General features: G+C 56.6%; 13 protein-coding genes. 8 read left to right on the forward strand and 5 right to left on the reverse strand.

The window, feature by feature from the left end; all coding sequences use genetic code 11:
* The first annotated feature begins 97 nt into the window (after positions 1-97).
* Together glnL and ntrC are read left to right on the forward strand one after the other, a co-directional pair.
* Entirely contained in the window at positions 98-1,183 is a 1,086-nt protein-coding gene (gene glnL, locus TU86_RS12460; RefSeq protein WP_048364612.1) for a nitrogen regulation protein NR(II), read from the forward strand.
* The gene (gene ntrC, locus TU86_RS12465; protein ID WP_048364613.1) at positions 1,180-2,613 is read left to right on the forward strand and encodes a nitrogen regulation protein NR(I); all 1,434 of its coding nucleotides are present in this window, start codon (positions 1,180-1,182) and stop codon (positions 2,611-2,613) included. Before glnL ends, ntrC begins: the two co-directional genes overlap by 4 nt.
* Before the next feature lie 369 nt (positions 2,614-2,982).
* Here ntrC and TU86_RS12470 read toward each other — a convergent pair whose 3' ends face one another.
* Complete coding sequence (locus TU86_RS12470) at positions 2,983-3,420, reverse strand: hypothetical protein (protein WP_048364614.1); 438 nt, start codon at positions 3,418-3,420, stop codon at positions 2,983-2,985.
* On the opposite strand from TU86_RS12470, the gene trmL reads away from it, so the two are divergent.
* Positions 3,419-3,874 carry a tRNA (uridine(34)/cytosine(34)/5-carboxymethylaminomethyluridine(34)-2'-O)-methyltransferase TrmL gene (gene trmL, locus TU86_RS12475; protein ID WP_048364615.1) on the forward strand — a complete coding sequence of 152 codons (456 nt, stop codon included), beginning with the start codon at positions 3,419-3,421 and terminating at the stop codon, positions 3,872-3,874. The two genes, TU86_RS12470 and trmL, sit on opposite strands and share 2 nt — an antisense overlap.
* 65 nt (positions 3,875-3,939) lie before the next feature.
* Here trmL and secB read toward each other — a convergent pair whose 3' ends face one another.
* From secB to TU86_RS12490, 3 genes are read right to left on the reverse strand one after another with little or no spacing between them, the layout of a single operon-like run.
* Positions 3,940-4,422, reverse strand: coding sequence for a protein-export chaperone SecB (gene secB / locus TU86_RS12480; protein WP_048364616.1), 483 nt, complete (start codon positions 4,420-4,422; stop codon positions 3,940-3,942).
* A 41-nt stretch (positions 4,423-4,463) separates the two neighbouring features.
* A complete protein-coding gene (gene grxC, locus TU86_RS12485) occupies positions 4,464-4,718 on the reverse strand; it encodes a glutaredoxin 3 (RefSeq protein ID WP_048364617.1) in 255 nt (84 codons plus the stop codon).
* 2 nt (positions 4,719-4,720) lie between these two features.
* Positions 4,721-5,134 carry a rhodanese-like domain-containing protein gene (locus TU86_RS12490; protein ID WP_048364618.1) on the reverse strand — a complete coding sequence of 138 codons (414 nt, stop codon included), beginning with the start codon at positions 5,132-5,134 and terminating at the stop codon, positions 4,721-4,723.
* A 149-nt stretch (positions 5,135-5,283) separates the two neighbouring features.
* Between TU86_RS12490 and gpmI the strand changes: the two genes are divergently transcribed.
* The 4 genes from gpmI to TU86_RS12510 all read left to right on the forward strand — a co-directional run bounded on the left by gpmI (position 5,284) and on the right by TU86_RS12510 (position 10,437).
* Positions 5,284-6,816 (forward strand): 2,3-bisphosphoglycerate-independent phosphoglycerate mutase, encoded by a 1,533-nt coding sequence (gpmI, locus tag TU86_RS12495; RefSeq protein WP_048364619.1) that lies wholly within the window; start codon positions 5,284-5,286, stop codon positions 6,814-6,816.
* 195 nt (positions 6,817-7,011) lie between these two features.
* Complete coding sequence (locus tag TU86_RS12500; RefSeq protein ID WP_048364620.1) at positions 7,012-8,298, forward strand: murein hydrolase activator EnvC family protein; 1,287 nt, start codon at positions 7,012-7,014, stop codon at positions 8,296-8,298.
* A 35-nt stretch (positions 8,299-8,333) separates the two neighbouring features.
* On the forward strand, positions 8,334-9,647 hold the full coding sequence (locus tag TU86_RS12505; RefSeq protein ID WP_048364621.1) for a S41 family peptidase: 1,314 nt from the start codon (positions 8,334-8,336) through the stop codon (positions 9,645-9,647).
* Position 9,648: 1 nt separating this feature from the next.
* The gene (locus TU86_RS12510; protein WP_048364622.1) at positions 9,649-10,437 is read left to right on the forward strand and encodes a divergent polysaccharide deacetylase family protein; all 789 of its coding nucleotides are present in this window, start codon (positions 9,649-9,651) and stop codon (positions 10,435-10,437) included.
* An 88-nt stretch (positions 10,438-10,525) separates the two neighbouring features.
* Here the strand turns inward: TU86_RS12510 and TU86_RS12515 are convergent, their stop codons facing one another.
* On the reverse strand, positions 10,526-11,281 hold the full coding sequence (locus TU86_RS12515; protein WP_048364623.1) for a substrate-binding periplasmic protein: 756 nt from the start codon (positions 11,279-11,281) through the stop codon (positions 10,526-10,528).
* A gap of 998 nt (positions 11,282-12,279) precedes the next feature.
* Here TU86_RS12515 and TU86_RS12520 point away from each other — a divergent pair.
* Positions 12,280-15,486, forward strand: coding sequence for a hypothetical protein (locus TU86_RS12520; protein WP_048364624.1), 3,207 nt, complete (start codon positions 12,280-12,282; stop codon positions 15,484-15,486).
* The last annotated feature ends 90 nt before the right edge of the window (positions 15,487-15,576 follow it).

Below are 15,576 nucleotides of genomic sequence, written 5' to 3' on the forward strand. Positions count from 1 at the left end.
TTTCAGGCGATTAGCGCTTCTTTTCAGAGCCTTGGTTTGGTTTTTGCATTTTCCTTGTCTCAGCGTGTAACCCACGCACGTAATCCGGGATCGGCCCATGATCATCAGTGATGCCTTGCACCGACTGCTACTCGACAATCTGACCACCGCAACCCTGTTGCTCAATGCCGACTTGCGCCTTGAGTACATGAACCCGGCGGCAGAGATGCTATTGGCCATCAGCGGTCAACGCAGCCACGGGCAATTCATCAGCGAATTGTTTACCGAGTCCACTGAAGCCCTGCATTCATTACGTCAAGCCGTTGAGCAAGCGCACCCTTTCACCAAGCGTGAAGCCATGCTGACCTCGCTCACGGGGCAAACCTTGACCGTGGATTACGCCGTGACACCGATCTTGAGTGCCGGCACGACCTTGCTGCTGCTCGAAGTACACCCCCGCGATCGCCTGCTGCGCATCACTAAAGAAGAAGCCCAGCTGTCCAAGCAAGAGACCAGCAAAATGCTGGTGCGCGGCCTGGCTCACGAAATCAAGAACCCCTTGGGCGGCATTCGTGGCGCGGCCCAACTCTTGGCCCGTCAACTGCCCGACGAAGGCTTGCGCGACTACACCAACGTCATCATCGAAGAGGCTGACCGCCTGCGTAACCTGGTGGACCGCATGCTGGGATCCAACAAATTGCCTTCGCTGGCCATGACCAACGTGCATGAAGTGCTGGAGCGCGTGTGCAATCTGGTCGAAGCCGAGACACAGGGCGGCATCACCCTGGTGCGCGATTACGATCCCAGCCTGCCCGACCTGCTGATCGACCGCGAACAGATGATTCAGGCTGTGCTCAATATCGTGCGCAATGCGATGCAGGCCATTGGCAGCCAAAACGAACTGCGGCTGGGGCGCATCAGCCTGCGCACGCGGGCCATGCGTCAGTTCACCATTGGCCACATCCGCCATCGCCTGGTGACCAAAATCGAAATCATCGACAACGGGCCGGGCATCCCGGCCGAGCTGCAAGACACCCTCTTCTTCCCTATGGTCAGCGGCCGCCCCGACGGTACCGGGCTGGGCCTGGCCATCACCCAGAACATCATCAGTCAGCACCAGGGGTTGATCGAGTGTGAAAGCCACCCTGGCCACACGCTCTTTTCGATCTTTCTGCCACTGGAACAAGGAGCCGCATCGACATGAGCCGAAGTGAAACCGTGTGGATCGTCGACGACGACCGTTCAATCCGCTGGGTCCTGGAAAAAGCCTTGCAGCAGGAAGGCATGACCACACAAAGCTTCGACAGCGCCGATGGGGTGATGAGTCGTCTGGCTCGCCAGCAACCCGACGTGATCATTTCCGACATCCGCATGCCCGGTGCCAGCGGCCTGGACTTGCTGGCCAAGATCCGCGAACAGCACCCGCGCTTGCCGGTGATCATCATGACGGCACACTCCGATCTGGACAGCGCCGTGGCGTCCTATCAGGGCGGCGCATTTGAATACTTGCCCAAGCCATTTGACGTTGATGAAGCCGTGTCGCTGGTCAAGCGCGCCAACCAGCACGCCCAAGAGCAACAAGGCTTAGCCGTGGCGCCCACGCTGGCACGCACCCCGGAGATCATTGGCGAAGCCCCCGCGATGCAAGAAGTGTTTCGCGCCATTGGCCGCTTGAGCCATTCCAACATCACCGTACTGATCAACGGCGAGTCGGGCACCGGTAAAGAGCTGGTTGCCCATGCGCTGCATCGCCACAGCCCGCGTGCTGCCTCGCCGTTTATTGCGTTGAATATGGCGGCCATTCCTAAAGACCTGATGGAGTCCGAGCTGTTCGGCCACGAGAAAGGCGCGTTTACCGGTGCTGCCAACTTACGCCGCGGGCGCTTTGAGCAGGCTGACGGCGGGACCTTGTTTCTGGATGAAATCGGCGACATGCCTGCCGACACACAAACCCGACTGCTGCGGGTTCTGGCTGATGGCGAGTTCTATCGCGTGGGCGGGCACACTCCGGTCAAGGTCGACGTGCGCATCATTGCGGCCACGCATCAGAATCTCGAAACACTGGTGCAGGCAGGCAAGTTTCGTGAAGACTTGTTTCACCGCCTGAACGTGATCCGCATCCATATACCGCGCCTGTCGGATCGACGCGAAGACATCCCGACGCTGGCCCGCCACTTTCTCAGCAGCGCGGCGCAAGAGCTGTCGGTGGAGCCAAAACTGCTGAAGACCGAGACCGAGCAATACCTGAAAAACCTGCCGTGGCCGGGCAACGTGCGCCAACTCGAAAACACCTGCCGCTGGATCACCGTGATGGCATCCGGGCGCGAAGTGCATATCAGCGATTTGCCGCCCGAATTGCTCAACCTCCAGCAAGACGCATCTCCCGTGACCAACTGGGAACACGCACTGCGTCAGTGGGCCGATCAAGCGTTAGCCCGTGGTCAATCCAACCTGCTGGACAGTGCGGTGCCAACATTTGAACGCATCATGATCGAGACTGCCCTCAAACACACCGCGGGCCGCCGTCGCGATGCCGCCGTGTTGCTGGGCTGGGGCCGCAACACCCTGACCCGCAAGATCAAAGAACTGGGCATGAAGATCGACGGCGACGAGGAGGATGCTGACGAAGCTTAAGGCAGATCAAAAGCCCCTCACCCCAGCCCTCTCCCTGCGGGAGAGGGCTGGGGTGAGGGCGTTTTTGAACACGGCTGCACCATTAACGCGCACAGCTCTGGCTCAAGGGTTCCAGCCGCAGCCGCCCCTCAAACCTGCTCCACAGACAAAAAGCCCCGGAATCCGGGGCTTTGCATTTGCATAAGACATTTTCGACAAAAAATCTAAAACTGGCACGCGCCCTGCAATAACCCTGACAACGCTTTAGGGGACCCTGGTACAGGCAGGCCAGGACTCCCCACTTTTACACCCGCAGCCTTGATGCCCCGCGCATCAACGCGCAGCCGTTTTGGGGAACCCGGTACAGGCAGGCCGGCATTCCCTCTTTTATTACTCGCGCAGGTTCACCTGCAACCGCCAGCGGCCATCCTGTGGCGCTCCGGCCCAGTCGCCTTGCAGGGCACGGGCCGCCACCAACGTCAGCAGCACCCCCCCATCGGTGCGCTGCACCCGCCAATTCACATCTTTGCCATTGAGCTTGAACTGACCGTTCTGCGCCTTACCCTGCGCATCGAACAGCAAGCCGACTGTGCCATCGACCATTTCACCGTGCAGTTTGGGCTCATCGCTGAACCACACCACCAACGCCCCCGGCAAGACCTCAACCTGCTGCAACTGCACAGGCTCAGGCGTCGTCAGCCGGCCGATCATCATCCCGACCATAAACCCCACAATCGCCAAAGAACCTAAAACACGCGGCCAGAGTTTAGGTCGCGGGTCCTCTTCGGGAGTAGAATCCTCGCCATCTTTAAGTTCGGAGCCGTGCATGTTTCACGTCATCCTTTTTCAACCAGAAATTCCGCCGAATACCGGCAACATTATCAGGCTGTGCGCCAACAGCGGCTGCCACCTGCATTTGATTGAACCCATCGGCTTTGAACTCGACGACAAGCGCTTGCGCCGCGCCGGGCTCGATTACCACGAGTATGCGCCACTCAAGCGTCACGCCGACCTGGCCAGTTGCCTTGAACACCTGGGGCATCCGCGCTTGTTTGCGTTTACCACCAAAGGTTCGAAGCCATTCCATGACGCGCAGTTTGCCGAAGGTGATGCTTTTATCTTCGGCCCTGAGAGTCGTGGCTTGCCGCCCGAGGTGCTGGATGCGCTGGACGGCGAACACCGCCTGCGCTTGCCAATGCGCGAAGGCTGCCGCAGCCTGAACCTGTCCAACACCGTGGCTGTCGCCGTGTACGAAGCCTGGCGCCAGTTAGGCTTCAAGTAAGCACACAGCTTCAACGCCCAATAAAAAAGCGCCTTACGGCGCTTTTTCAATCCAGCAGCGGCTGTTTATTGAACAGTCGGCGTGCCTTCTTCTTGCATGCGTTGCAGCTCTTGCGCGTACAGGGCATCGAAGTTCACCGGGGACAGCATCAGCGCCGGGAACGAGCCACGGGTGACCAGGCTGTCCAGGGTTTCGCGTGCGTACGGGAACAGGATGTTGGGGCAGAACGCGCCCAGCGTGTGGTTCATCGAACCCGCATCCAAGTTTTTGATCAGGAAGATGCCAGCCTGTTGCACTTCAGCGATGAACGCCACTTCGTCAGCATTCTTGACCGTGACCGACAAGGTCAGGACCACTTCGTGGAAATCACCTTCGAGCGGCTTCTGACGCGTGTTCAAGTCCAGAGCCACGGTCGGCTCCCACTGCTGACGGAAGATTGCCGGGCTTTTCGGCGCTTCGAACGACAGGTCACGCACATAGATACGCTGCAACGAGAATTGTGGAGAAGTATCGTCTTCAGTCGCAGCGGTATTCTGTTGGTCAGTCATCACAGATCCTTGTTGATCTTGGGGCTTATAGAGAATGAGAGTCAGACGTTCAGCAGCGCATCCAATTTACCGGCGCGCTCCAAAGCAAACAGGTCATCGCATCCACCAACATGCTGGTCGCCGATCCAGATTTGCGGCACCGAGGTGCGACCCGCTTTCTGGGCCATCTCGGCACGCGCCTGAGGCTTGCCGTCGACTTTGATTTCTTCAAAGGCAACGCCCTTCTTCTCAAGCAAGGCCTTGGCCCGCATGCAGTAAGGGCAATAGTCGCTGGAGTAAACGATGACCTTGGACATAGTTACTTCACCACAGGCAGGTTATCGGCGCGCCAGCTGGCGATACCACCGGACAGCTTGGCGGCGTTGTAGCCGGCCTTGAGCAATTCACGGGCGTGGGAGCCAGAATGCTGGCCCTGGGCATCGACCAGAATGATGGTTTTGCCCTTGTGCTTGTCCAGCTCGGCAATGCGCGCCATCAGCTTGTCTTGCGGGATGTTCAATGCACCCACGATGTGGCCGGCGGCAAAATCCTTGGCCGGACGAATATCAATCACCACACCTTCGTCGCGGTTAACCAGACCGGTCAACTCGCCGGTGCTGATGCTACGTCCGCCACGGCTCATTTCGTGGGCAATCAACAACGCCAGCAGGATGACAAACGCGCCCACCAACAGGTAGTGAGAAGTGGCAAATGCAATCAGGTGATCAACCATCAGAAGGTTCCAGGGTCGTAAAATGTGGGCCAGTATACACAGCCGCCTTGGTCGGCCAAACCCCGCCCGGCGGTGACGCCACATGAACTTCGCTTTAAACTGCCCGTCTTCTGCATACCTTCTTTTTAAACCAGCCACGAGTGGGATCTATGACTACCACGCCTAAACCTTTGGTCCTGATCATCCTGGATGGCTTCGGTCACAGTGAAAGCCACGACTACAACGCCGTTTATTCAGCCAAGAAACCGGTGCTCGATCGCCTTTGTGCAAGCATGCCCAATGGCCTGATCTCAGGTTCGGGCATGGATGTCGGCCTGCCGGACGGGCAAATGGGCAACTCCGAGGTCGGCCACATGAACCTGGGCGCTGGCCGCGTGGTGTATCAAGACTTCACCCGTGTTACCAAGTCGATCCGCGACGGCGAGTTTTTCGAAAACCCGACCCTTTGCGCCGCCGTCGACAAAGCCGTCGCCAATGGCAAGGCCGTGCATATTCTGGGCCTGCTGTCTGAGGGTGGCGTTCACAGCCATCAAGACCACCTCGTGGCAATGGCCGAGCTGGCGTACAAGCGTGGTGCCGAAAAAATCTACCTGCACGCCTTCCTCGATGGCCGTGACACACCGCCTAAAAGCGCCGCGTCCTCTATAGAGCTATTGGACGAAGCCTTCAAAGATCTCGGCAAAGGCCGCATCGCCAGCCTGATCGGCCGCTATTTCGCTATGGACCGCGACAACCGTTGGGACCGTGTCGAGCAAGCCTACAACCTGATCGTTGACGGCAAAGGCGAGTTCAACGCCGCCACCGCGCAAGAAGGTCTTGAAGCCGCTTATGCCCGTGGCGAAAGCGACGAGTTTGTCAAAGCCACCACCCTGGGCGAGCCGGTCAAGGTCGAAGACGGCGACGCGGTGGTGTTCATGAACTTCCGCGCCGACCGCGCCCGCGAGCTGAGCCGCGTGTTCGTCGAGGACGACTTCAAAGCATTCCCACGTGTGCGCCAGCCAAAACTGGCCGGTTTCGTGATGCTGACTCAATACGCCGCCAGCATCCCGGCGCCCAGCGCGTTTGCGCCGGGCAGCCTGGAAAACGTGCTGGGCGATTACCTGGCCAAAAACGGTAAAACCCAACTGCGGATTGCCGAAACCGAGAAATACGCCCACGTCACCTTCTTCTTTTCCGGTGGGCGCGAAGAACCGTTCCCCGGCGAAGAACGCATTCTGATCCCGTCGCCTAAAGTCGCCACCTACGACTTGCAGCCAGAAATGAGCGCGCCCGAAGTCACCGACAAAATTGTCGATGCCATCGAACATCAACGGTATGACGTGATCGTGGTCAACTACGCCAACGGCGACATGGTCGGCCACAGCGGCGTGTTTGATGCAGCGGTCAAAGCGGTTGAGTGCCTGGACGCCTGCGTGGGCCGTATCGTTGAAGCGCTGGAAAAAGTCGGCGGCGAAGCCCTGATCACAGCCGACCATGGCAACGTCGAACAGATGGAAGACGAGTCCACCGGCCAGGCGCACACCGCTCACACCTGCGAGCCGGTGCCGTTTATTTATGTCGGCAAGCGCAAGTTCAAGGTTCGCGACGGCGGTGTACTGGCCGACGTGGCCCCCACCATGCTCAAACTGCTGGATATGGAAAAACCAGCAGAAATGACCGGCACCTCTATTTTGGTGGACTAATGTAAACCTTGTGATCGCTGCCACAGGCGACGAACAAGGCTGCCCGCCCGCCACGTCATCGCGTGGGTTTGAGAAGACGGGCAGCTGCGCTGCCCTTCGCAGCCTGCGCCAGCGACTATTTCATCTCACGGATTTCTCATACTCAACGAGGGCGGGCATACTAGGCCGTCCCATTCCCCAGGTGTCGCCCGCCCCATGCTCCGCGCCCTTATAGCCCTGACTCTCACGTGCCTGCTGCAACCGGCCTTTGCCGATGAGCGCGCGCAAACCCAACAACAGCTCGACGCCACGCGCCAGGATATCGGCGAGCTGAAAAAGCTCCTCGGCAAACTCCAGGCAGAAAAGTCCAGCGTGCAAAAAGACCTGCGCGGCACCGAGACAGAAATCGGCAAGCTGGAAAAACAGGTGGAGGAACTGCAAAAAGAACTAAAAAAGAGTGAAGGCGAGCTGCTGCGCCTTGATAGTGAGAAAAAAAAACTCAACAGCGCAAAAGTTGAACAGCAACGCCTGATCGCCATTCAGGCCCGTGCCGCGTATCAAGGCGGTCGTCAGGAATACCTGAAAATGCTGCTCAACCAACAAAACCCAGAAAAGTTCGCCCGCACCCTCACCTATTACGACTACCTGAGCCAGGCCCGCCTGGAGCAGCTCAAGGGGTTCAATGAAACCCTGCGCCAACTGGCCAACGTTGAAGCGGATATCAACCTGCAACAGGCCCAGTTGCTGACGCAAAAAAGCAGCCTGGACAGCCAGCGCGCCGAACTCGACAAAGTGAAGGCTGAACGTCAGCAAGTGCTGGCCAAGCTCAGTACCGACGTCAAAGATCGCGACCAAAAATTGCAGGCCCGCGAGCAGGATCAGGCCGATCTGGCTAAAGTCCTCAAGACCATTGAAGAGACACTGGCACGCCAGGCTCGCGAAGCCGAAGCCGCGCGCCAAAAAGCCCTGCTCGCTCAACAAGAAGCCGAGCGCAAACGCCAACGCGAGGCTGAATCGGTTGTGACCGACGCCCCGCGTAAACCCGTCAAATCCACACCCGGCGCATTGGTTTCAAGCGCCGGCGTTTCATACGGCGGGCCTTTTTCTCAGGCGCGGGGAAAACTTCCTTGGCCAGTTGATGGTCGACTGCTTGCACGCTTTGGTGAAACCCGCGGCGATGATGCCCGTACCAAGTGGGACGGGGTCATGATCAGTGCGGGAGCAGGCACCCAAGTGCACGCCGTACACGGCGGTCGCGTAGTGTTTGCCGACTGGCTGCGCGGCGCTGGCCAACTGGTGATTCTGGACCACGGCAACGGCTACCTGAGCTTGTATGGCCACAACCAGACACTGCTCAAGTCTGCCGGCGACATTGTTAAAGCCGGGGAAGTGATTTCCACCGTGGGCAACAGCGGTGGCCAAGCCACTGCGGCGCTGTATTTTGCTATTCGTCAGCAGGGCCGCCCCAGCGACCCTGCACAATGGTGCCGTGCTCAAGGATGAGCCCATCACCTTTAATACGTAGGAGTTCGTTCAACATGCCGCATTTGTCCCGCCTCAACTCGCTGGCCCTGACGATCGCCCTGGTGATTGCCGCGCCTTTGGCACTGGCCGCCGGGCAAGCCGCCCAGCCAGTCGCCGCAGCCAGCGCCAAGGCCCCGCTGCCACTGGATGAGCTGCGCACCTTCGCCGAGGTCATGGACCGAATCAAAGCGGCGTATGTTGAACCGGTCGACGACAAAACCCTGCTGGAGAACGCTATCAAAGGCATGCTCAGCAACCTCGACCCGCACTCCGCGTATCTGGGCCCTGAAGACTTCGCCGAGCTGCAAGAAAGCACCAGCGGCGAATTTGGCGGGCTGGGGATCGAAGTCGGCACCGAAGACGGCAATATCAAGATTGTCTCGCCTATCGACGACACGCCTGCCAGCAAAGCCGGCATCCAGGCCGGCGACTTTATCGTCAAGATCAATGGCCAGCCCACACGCGGCCTGACCATGACCGAAGCCGTGGACAAAATGCGTGGCAAAGTCGGGCAAAAAATCACGCTTACGCTGGTGCGCAATGGCGGCACACCGTTTGATGTGACCTTGACCCGCGCCAATATTCAGGTCAAAAGCGTTAAGTCTCAGCTGCTCGAGGACGGCTACGGTTATATCCGCATCACCCAGTTCCAGGTCAAGACCGGCGAAGAAGTCGCCTCAGCCCTGTCCAAGTTGCGCCGCGAAAACGGTAACAAGAAGCTCAAGGGCATCATCCTCGACCTGCGCAACAACCCCGGCGGCGTGCTGCAATCGGCCGTTGAAGTGGTCGACCACTTCATCACCAAAGGGCTGATCGTTTACACCAAAGGCCGGATCGCCAATTCCGAATTGCGTTTCTCGGCCACCGGTAAAGACCTCAGCGAGAACGTGCCGCTGGTGGTGTTGATCAACGGTGGCAGCGCCTCGGCTTCAGAAATTGTCGCCGGTGCCTTGCAAGACCAAAAACGCGGCGTGGTGATGGGCACCACCAGTTTCGGTAAGGGTTCGGTACAAACCGTACTGCCACTGAACAATGACCGCGCCCTGAAAATCACCACCGCGCTGTACTTCACGCCCAACGGACGCTCGATTCAGGCGCAGGGCATCGTGCCGGACATCGAAGTCAGCCGCGCCAAAATCACCCGCGAGCAAGACACCGAGTACTTCAAAGAGGCCGACCTGCAAGGTCACTTGGGCAATGGCAATGGCGGTGTCGACAAGCCAACGGGTTCCAGCCCTAAAGCCAAGCCAATGCCGCAGGATGACGACTTCCAGTTGAGCCAGGCCCTGAGCCTGCTCAAGGGCCTGAGCATTACGCGCGGCAATTGAGATGCGTTTTTCGCTGCTCATCAGCCTGCTTTGCTGCCTGATCGGTGCCGCCCACGCGGCGCCGGCCAGCCCTCCAGCCGCCCCGCACAAGGCTTATTTGAGCCTGATCATTGATGACCTGGGGCAAAACCTGCCACGCGACCGCCGCGTGCTGGGCTTGCCCGGCCCGGTCACTGCTGCCGTGATGCCCGACACCCCGCACGCGGCCCAATTTGCCCGTGAAACTTACAAAGCCGGAAAAATCGTAATCCTGCACATGCCTATGGACCCGGCGACGGGGCCGTTTGCCTGGCACCCCGACTTACCCGTCGAAGAACTCGAAAAACGCCTCAATGCGGCCTTCAAGGCCGTGCCGTATACCAGTGGCATCAACAACCACATGGGCAGCCGCATGACCTCCCAGCCGCAGGCGATGGCCTGGCTGATGGGCGACTTGCAGCGCCGTCACAAATTCTTCGTCGACAGCCGTACCAGCGCACAAACGGTGGCGGCGGCCCAAGCACAAAAAATTGGTTTGGCCAGCGTCTCGCGGGATGTGTTTCTGGACGACGTACGCACCGAGCAAGCCATCACCACACAACTTGAAACCGCCATCAAACTGGCCAGGAAACAAGGCTCGGCGGTCATGATTGGCCACCCCTACCCGCAAACCCTGGCAGTGCTTGAGCGTGAACTGCCCAAGCTCAAGGCCCAAGGCATTGACTGGATCGACATTCGGCAAATGATCGGCGTGCGCAGCAACAAAGCGATGGCCGGGCATGGTGAAAATGGCGTGTATCGCCAGCCATAAGTACCGCACATACCCTGTAGGCGTTGCCAAGGCACGCAAGCTGCAACCGGTCGTAAACCCATCGCTGCGCTACCGGCTTTTTCGAGCGTTACAGGTACTTGGCAACGATCTTTTCGACCACACCTTCAGCGCGCAGCTCATTCAGCGCTTTTTGCAGCTTGGCCACTACGGCATCCGGCACTTCTTTATTCAACGCCAGATACAACTCAGCCTGATTGAAACGCAGCACCGTCTTGAACCCTGAAATTCCGACCTGACGCGCTAAAAAACGCCCCGCCGGATCGCCTGTGGCCCAGAGGTCAATCTGCCCGGCTTGCAGTTTTTTCGCGTTGTCCTGATCGCGCAACACGATCACCGGGCTCAGCCCTTTTTGCTCCAGTGACAATGCAATGACATCGCCTTTGTAGGCGCCGATGCGGTATTGGCTGGCTTGCTCCAGAGACGTGACGGTGATCGGGCTGTCACCGCGTGCCAGCAGCACCCAGTCATCTGGCCCAATGGGGCCGACCCATTTGAACAGGGCTTCGCGCTCTGGCACGCGCGCCGTTACAAATACCCCGTAGCCGGGGTTTTCAAGGGCGAGGCGATAAATGCGCTCCCATGGAAAGCGCAAGGTCATGCTGTAGGAAATACCGGCCCGTTTGAAAGTTTCGCGCAGTACATCGACGGCGATGCCTTCGATATTTTCGTTTTGCGCAAAGTTTTTGCCATTTTTCGCCATGTTGTAGGGCGGAAAATTCTCTGTCAGCAAGACCATCGAATAAGCCGAGCTTTCGGCGGCTGAGGCCGCATTCGCCAACAGCAGTGAAAGGCTGGCGAAGACTGGCAAAAGACGTTTGAACATACGGGCAACCTAAATCCATGGCGTGCCCAAGAGTGCCGCGAGCACGCCATGCTGTCCAGTCGCCTTTGGACTCAGTCTTTTTTACGCACTGCCAGCGTGCATCCGTCGCTAACCCTATTTAACTCACTCAACGCGTCGCATTGACCTGATTTAATGCCGCGAGTGATTTTGAAGGAAAGAAACAATGACTTACTCGCAGGTCAACCTGATGTTTATTAACGTCCACCCCTTTTTATTGCTGACGTTAAGTACGCCCTATTCATACACCACGGCCCATGCCTCTGAGTCCCCTTACACTGGTAGACGCCCTGTACATTTTTCAGCACAAGTCGATCATTCTGAAAAGGCGCGATGATTGAAAACAATCATGAATTAAGCGCAAAAAAAGTGTGATGACTCGACCCCACTTGATTGAGCGAGTTTCAGGCAGCGAGGGCATCATAAAGCGGAGAGCACTTCAGACCATTCTTAAGTGATAGGCCACTCCCTAAGAACTCGTTGGATGGGCTATAGGCCGCAGCCAGTCAAAGCTATAGCAATAAGGGCAGCTCTACTGAGGACAGTTCGGCATACCAACATTTGTAAACTCATGGGCGGACATAGAGCAGGGGTTCTTACTACGGAACAACCACCCATAACTTCGCCACTCAACTGTGAAATTCACACAAATATGAGACCGGAGTTCCTCAATGATCACGTCACTCACACCCCCTGCTTCCCATCATCCTTACCCAACAACATCACCTGAAAAAAAAGTCGAAAAAGCCCTGAGTCCCACACTCAACACCGCCAATAATGCAGACGCTGAGCCCCAGTCCAACGCAACACACCAGGCACCCCCTTTCGCCTCTCAACCCTTGCCCCCTCCCCGAGTCCGGCGGAGTCCGAACCCTGAGACAGATCGAGAATTACCCTCTTCATCACCCTCCTCCCCCTCCAGGCAACGGACTCAGAATGGAGCCACCTCTGGGTCGAGAAACATATCAAAATGGGCGTCTGTGGCCACGCATGAGGAGTACCACGCTCCAGACGCAACTAAAATCGCAATTAAAAACGCACTCGTACAGGCATATAAACACGTCATCCAAAAAACAAATGCCTATGCCCAAGCAAAAGCAACAAATAACGTTGCCGAACTTTCTAAAAGCCCGGCTTACTGGAAAAGAGTCACCTCAACGAGCGACAGCCTGCGAGATAGGCGGATTACCCTGCCCACCGACTCTCCCCTGCAACTCAATGGCGAGCCAATGGCTGGAAAACAAATTAGCCTGGAGCAATGTATTCTCGCCAACGACTGGATCCTGCCTCAAAACCTCGCGGATATTCAAAACCTCGCAAACGCCTTATCCCGGCCCCCGCTTCAATCTGCACCCTACGGTAACTTCGGTGGGGGACTGTCCTGGTCTGCGCCACCTTTGAGCCAAGAGATGAAAAAAAACATCCTGGCATCGGTGAGAAACAACGCCATAGCGCTCGACGAGTTTGAATATCTGCGCCGCAGCAAAGATGCACTGGGTTATCTGACACAGTCACGGCAATGGTCGCCCGAAGAGTTGAGCGACCCACGTGCATTTCTGACTAACCTCCTCAACACCCCTGAAGCCTATGCATTGGGTAAAGCCCTTCAAACCCAATTCAAAGGCGCACCCTCAGCGACCAGCATTAACGATTGGGCCATGACAGCCATTGCCATCGGTATCGACGCAAAGAGCATCCTCGACCCGGACAACAGCACCAACAAGGTCGCAGGCTTTGATCTTTCAAGCCTCGACCTCGGGGGTAAACCTCTGCGCGAGGTGGTCAAGGCACTCACTGAACACTTGGCGAATCCTGAAACGCCCGCTGCTGACTTTGCGCCTGTCAGAGCCTATGCGTTATTAGCCCGTCATGCGCCGGAACTGCTGGTAAAAGAGGTTCCGGATAGCGTGACCTACGGCTCACCAAGCTGGATCAGCCTGAAGGCTGCCGTCGCCCGAATAGAGGCGCAAGCGCCTGGCCAGGCGTTGAGCATGAATTACGGAAAAATCATGCAATACGCCAACATCTCGCCCATTACAGCGGCCGAGAAACAGGTCGAACAACAGGCCTCTCTACAGGCCATGATGTATTGGGCGATCAACGAGGGCATCCTCAAGAAAAACGACAACAACCGCTACACCGCTGCACAGGTTGAGCACGTACGAGGAAAAGCCAAAGAGCGATTCATTGCCTTAGAAAAAGCATCTTCGGCGAAAGACACTGAGTTACTTACACGGGAAGACATGGCCGTTAAGATACTAAAAGAAAAGTTTGGAGAGGGTATTGATTTCAAGAAAAAATGCATCATACCCATTGAAAACTGGAACCACCTTAAAGGTCCTTACTCGGTCATTGATCTTGTTCTTTCGGGTGAACTTTCCCGTGGCATTTTTCGATCATTCGACACCACAATCCCTGTCGACACGATTGCCCGGAGTCGCCATGAAATTCCTGATATTCAAGAGGCTTTCAAAAAATCCTTCTCCCACTATTACGAGGGCAAAAAAAACGCCACCTCCACCGCCGTTCGACACCTTATATCCCAACTTCCGCTGAAAGACCGTGAGCGTCTGGAGTTTGGGGCTATTAAAGTATATGAACAACACAATGCCACCAGTTCGATCAGTAACCTCGGACTAAACGGTTTTGGTGATACAACACCTGGGCGATACGGCGTTCAACGGAGCCTTGACGAAAACCACCTTGGATTAATGATAGAAACCCGGTACGACGGCAAAACCTACCACTACGAAATCAACCCCCCACAAGGTTTTATTCGCCCCATCACACACTTTAAGCCGGGGTTACAGGGTGAGTGGACAAAACTGCCCCCCAAGGACAACAACAGCTTTTCAAACTATACGACGTACTCAAATAAGGAGATAAATGAAGTTCACGCCAAAAGCGACGCAGAACGCCGCCAGCGTGAATCCACCCCAAAAACCGACGAGCCGCTCCAATCGTTCAACAGCAGCCGAACGCAATACATTGCCCAGCTCATGGCGAATAAGTTCTTCCCGAATGACAGCCGGAATTTATTCGAACAAACCCAAGGCCTCACTACCTTGGACACCGAAGTCACTGACTTTGAAAAAATCCAGAACTTCACACGCATCATCGTCCCCTTCGCATCGGCCATTCACAGTTTTTCAAAAGGTCATACTCGGGACGGGGTTGAGAGTCTGGTGCTGGACATTTTTGGATTTTTATTCGTGGGCGCCAAAGCCGCTGGCGGAATAGCCAAAGTGGCAGGCCAGGCTGGCAGCTTCGCCAGCAAAATTCAAAAAGGGGCGAATATCCTGAGCCGGGCGGTGGCCAGCGGAGCCAACCCATTTTCTGGCGGGAGAGCGCTATTTTCCGGCACCGTAAAGCTGGTGAATACGGGAGCATCCCTGGCCAATCAAGGTTTCCAATTCCTTCGTCGTGGAGCCAATAGTGCGGACCTTCTTTCGCCGATTAAAAGAACCGACGTTATCGAGGGAAGCATTAAAACTACAAACAATGCCGACCCCCTAAAAGTGATCGCAAAACGCGATGACTCAGGCCTCTTATATGCCTACGACCCAAAAACCGAAAACCTCTTTGGGCCACCTCTGAAAAACTTCCAGCCCGACAATACGTTCAGCACATTGCAAACGAACGCACAAAAACTGCCTGTGCCGGCACCTGTAAAGCCTGCCCTCCCGGCACACACATCACAGCCAGTTGATATTTTCATGGGGAACTCGCAGACCCTTAACCAGGGCAACGAATCAATACTGACGACTCGCAGTCTGACCGATTGCTCGGCCATCGCGGTGCTGACGGACTGGGATGGCAAAGTTTATCGCACAAGAACACTGATGCACTTGAGCGGTAGCAACGTGGAGCACGGATTAATAGGTGAAGATGCATCAAAACTGCTGAGCTCATTAGACGGCTCTTTGAACCGTGGAGGAAAAGTCATTCTGGTGGCCGGCATAGACTCTCATTCCACTGTCGGAATGGGGATTATCATTGGGCAAACGACGAATAACCAACGGCCGCTGATGAGCTTGTTAAAAGATCGAGAAGGTGTTTCCGTCACCGTGGCCAGCTCACTGGGCGTCAGTATTTACCCCGATGGAACATTCAAGCTGATAGAGGATACGGGTAAAGGGGTATTTACCAAGGAGATGCTCAAGCCTGTGTATGACTTCATAGACTAAGCCCCTCAAACTACGCACGAATTTCTCTGTAAGCGCTGTCGAGCACCCACGAGGCTCTACATCGCTTACCGTTGATTGTTATACCCCTCA

The organism is Pseudomonas weihenstephanensis, assembly GCF_001043055.1.
Classification (GTDB): Bacteria; Pseudomonadota; Gammaproteobacteria; order Pseudomonadales; family Pseudomonadaceae; genus Aquipseudomonas; species Aquipseudomonas weihenstephanensis.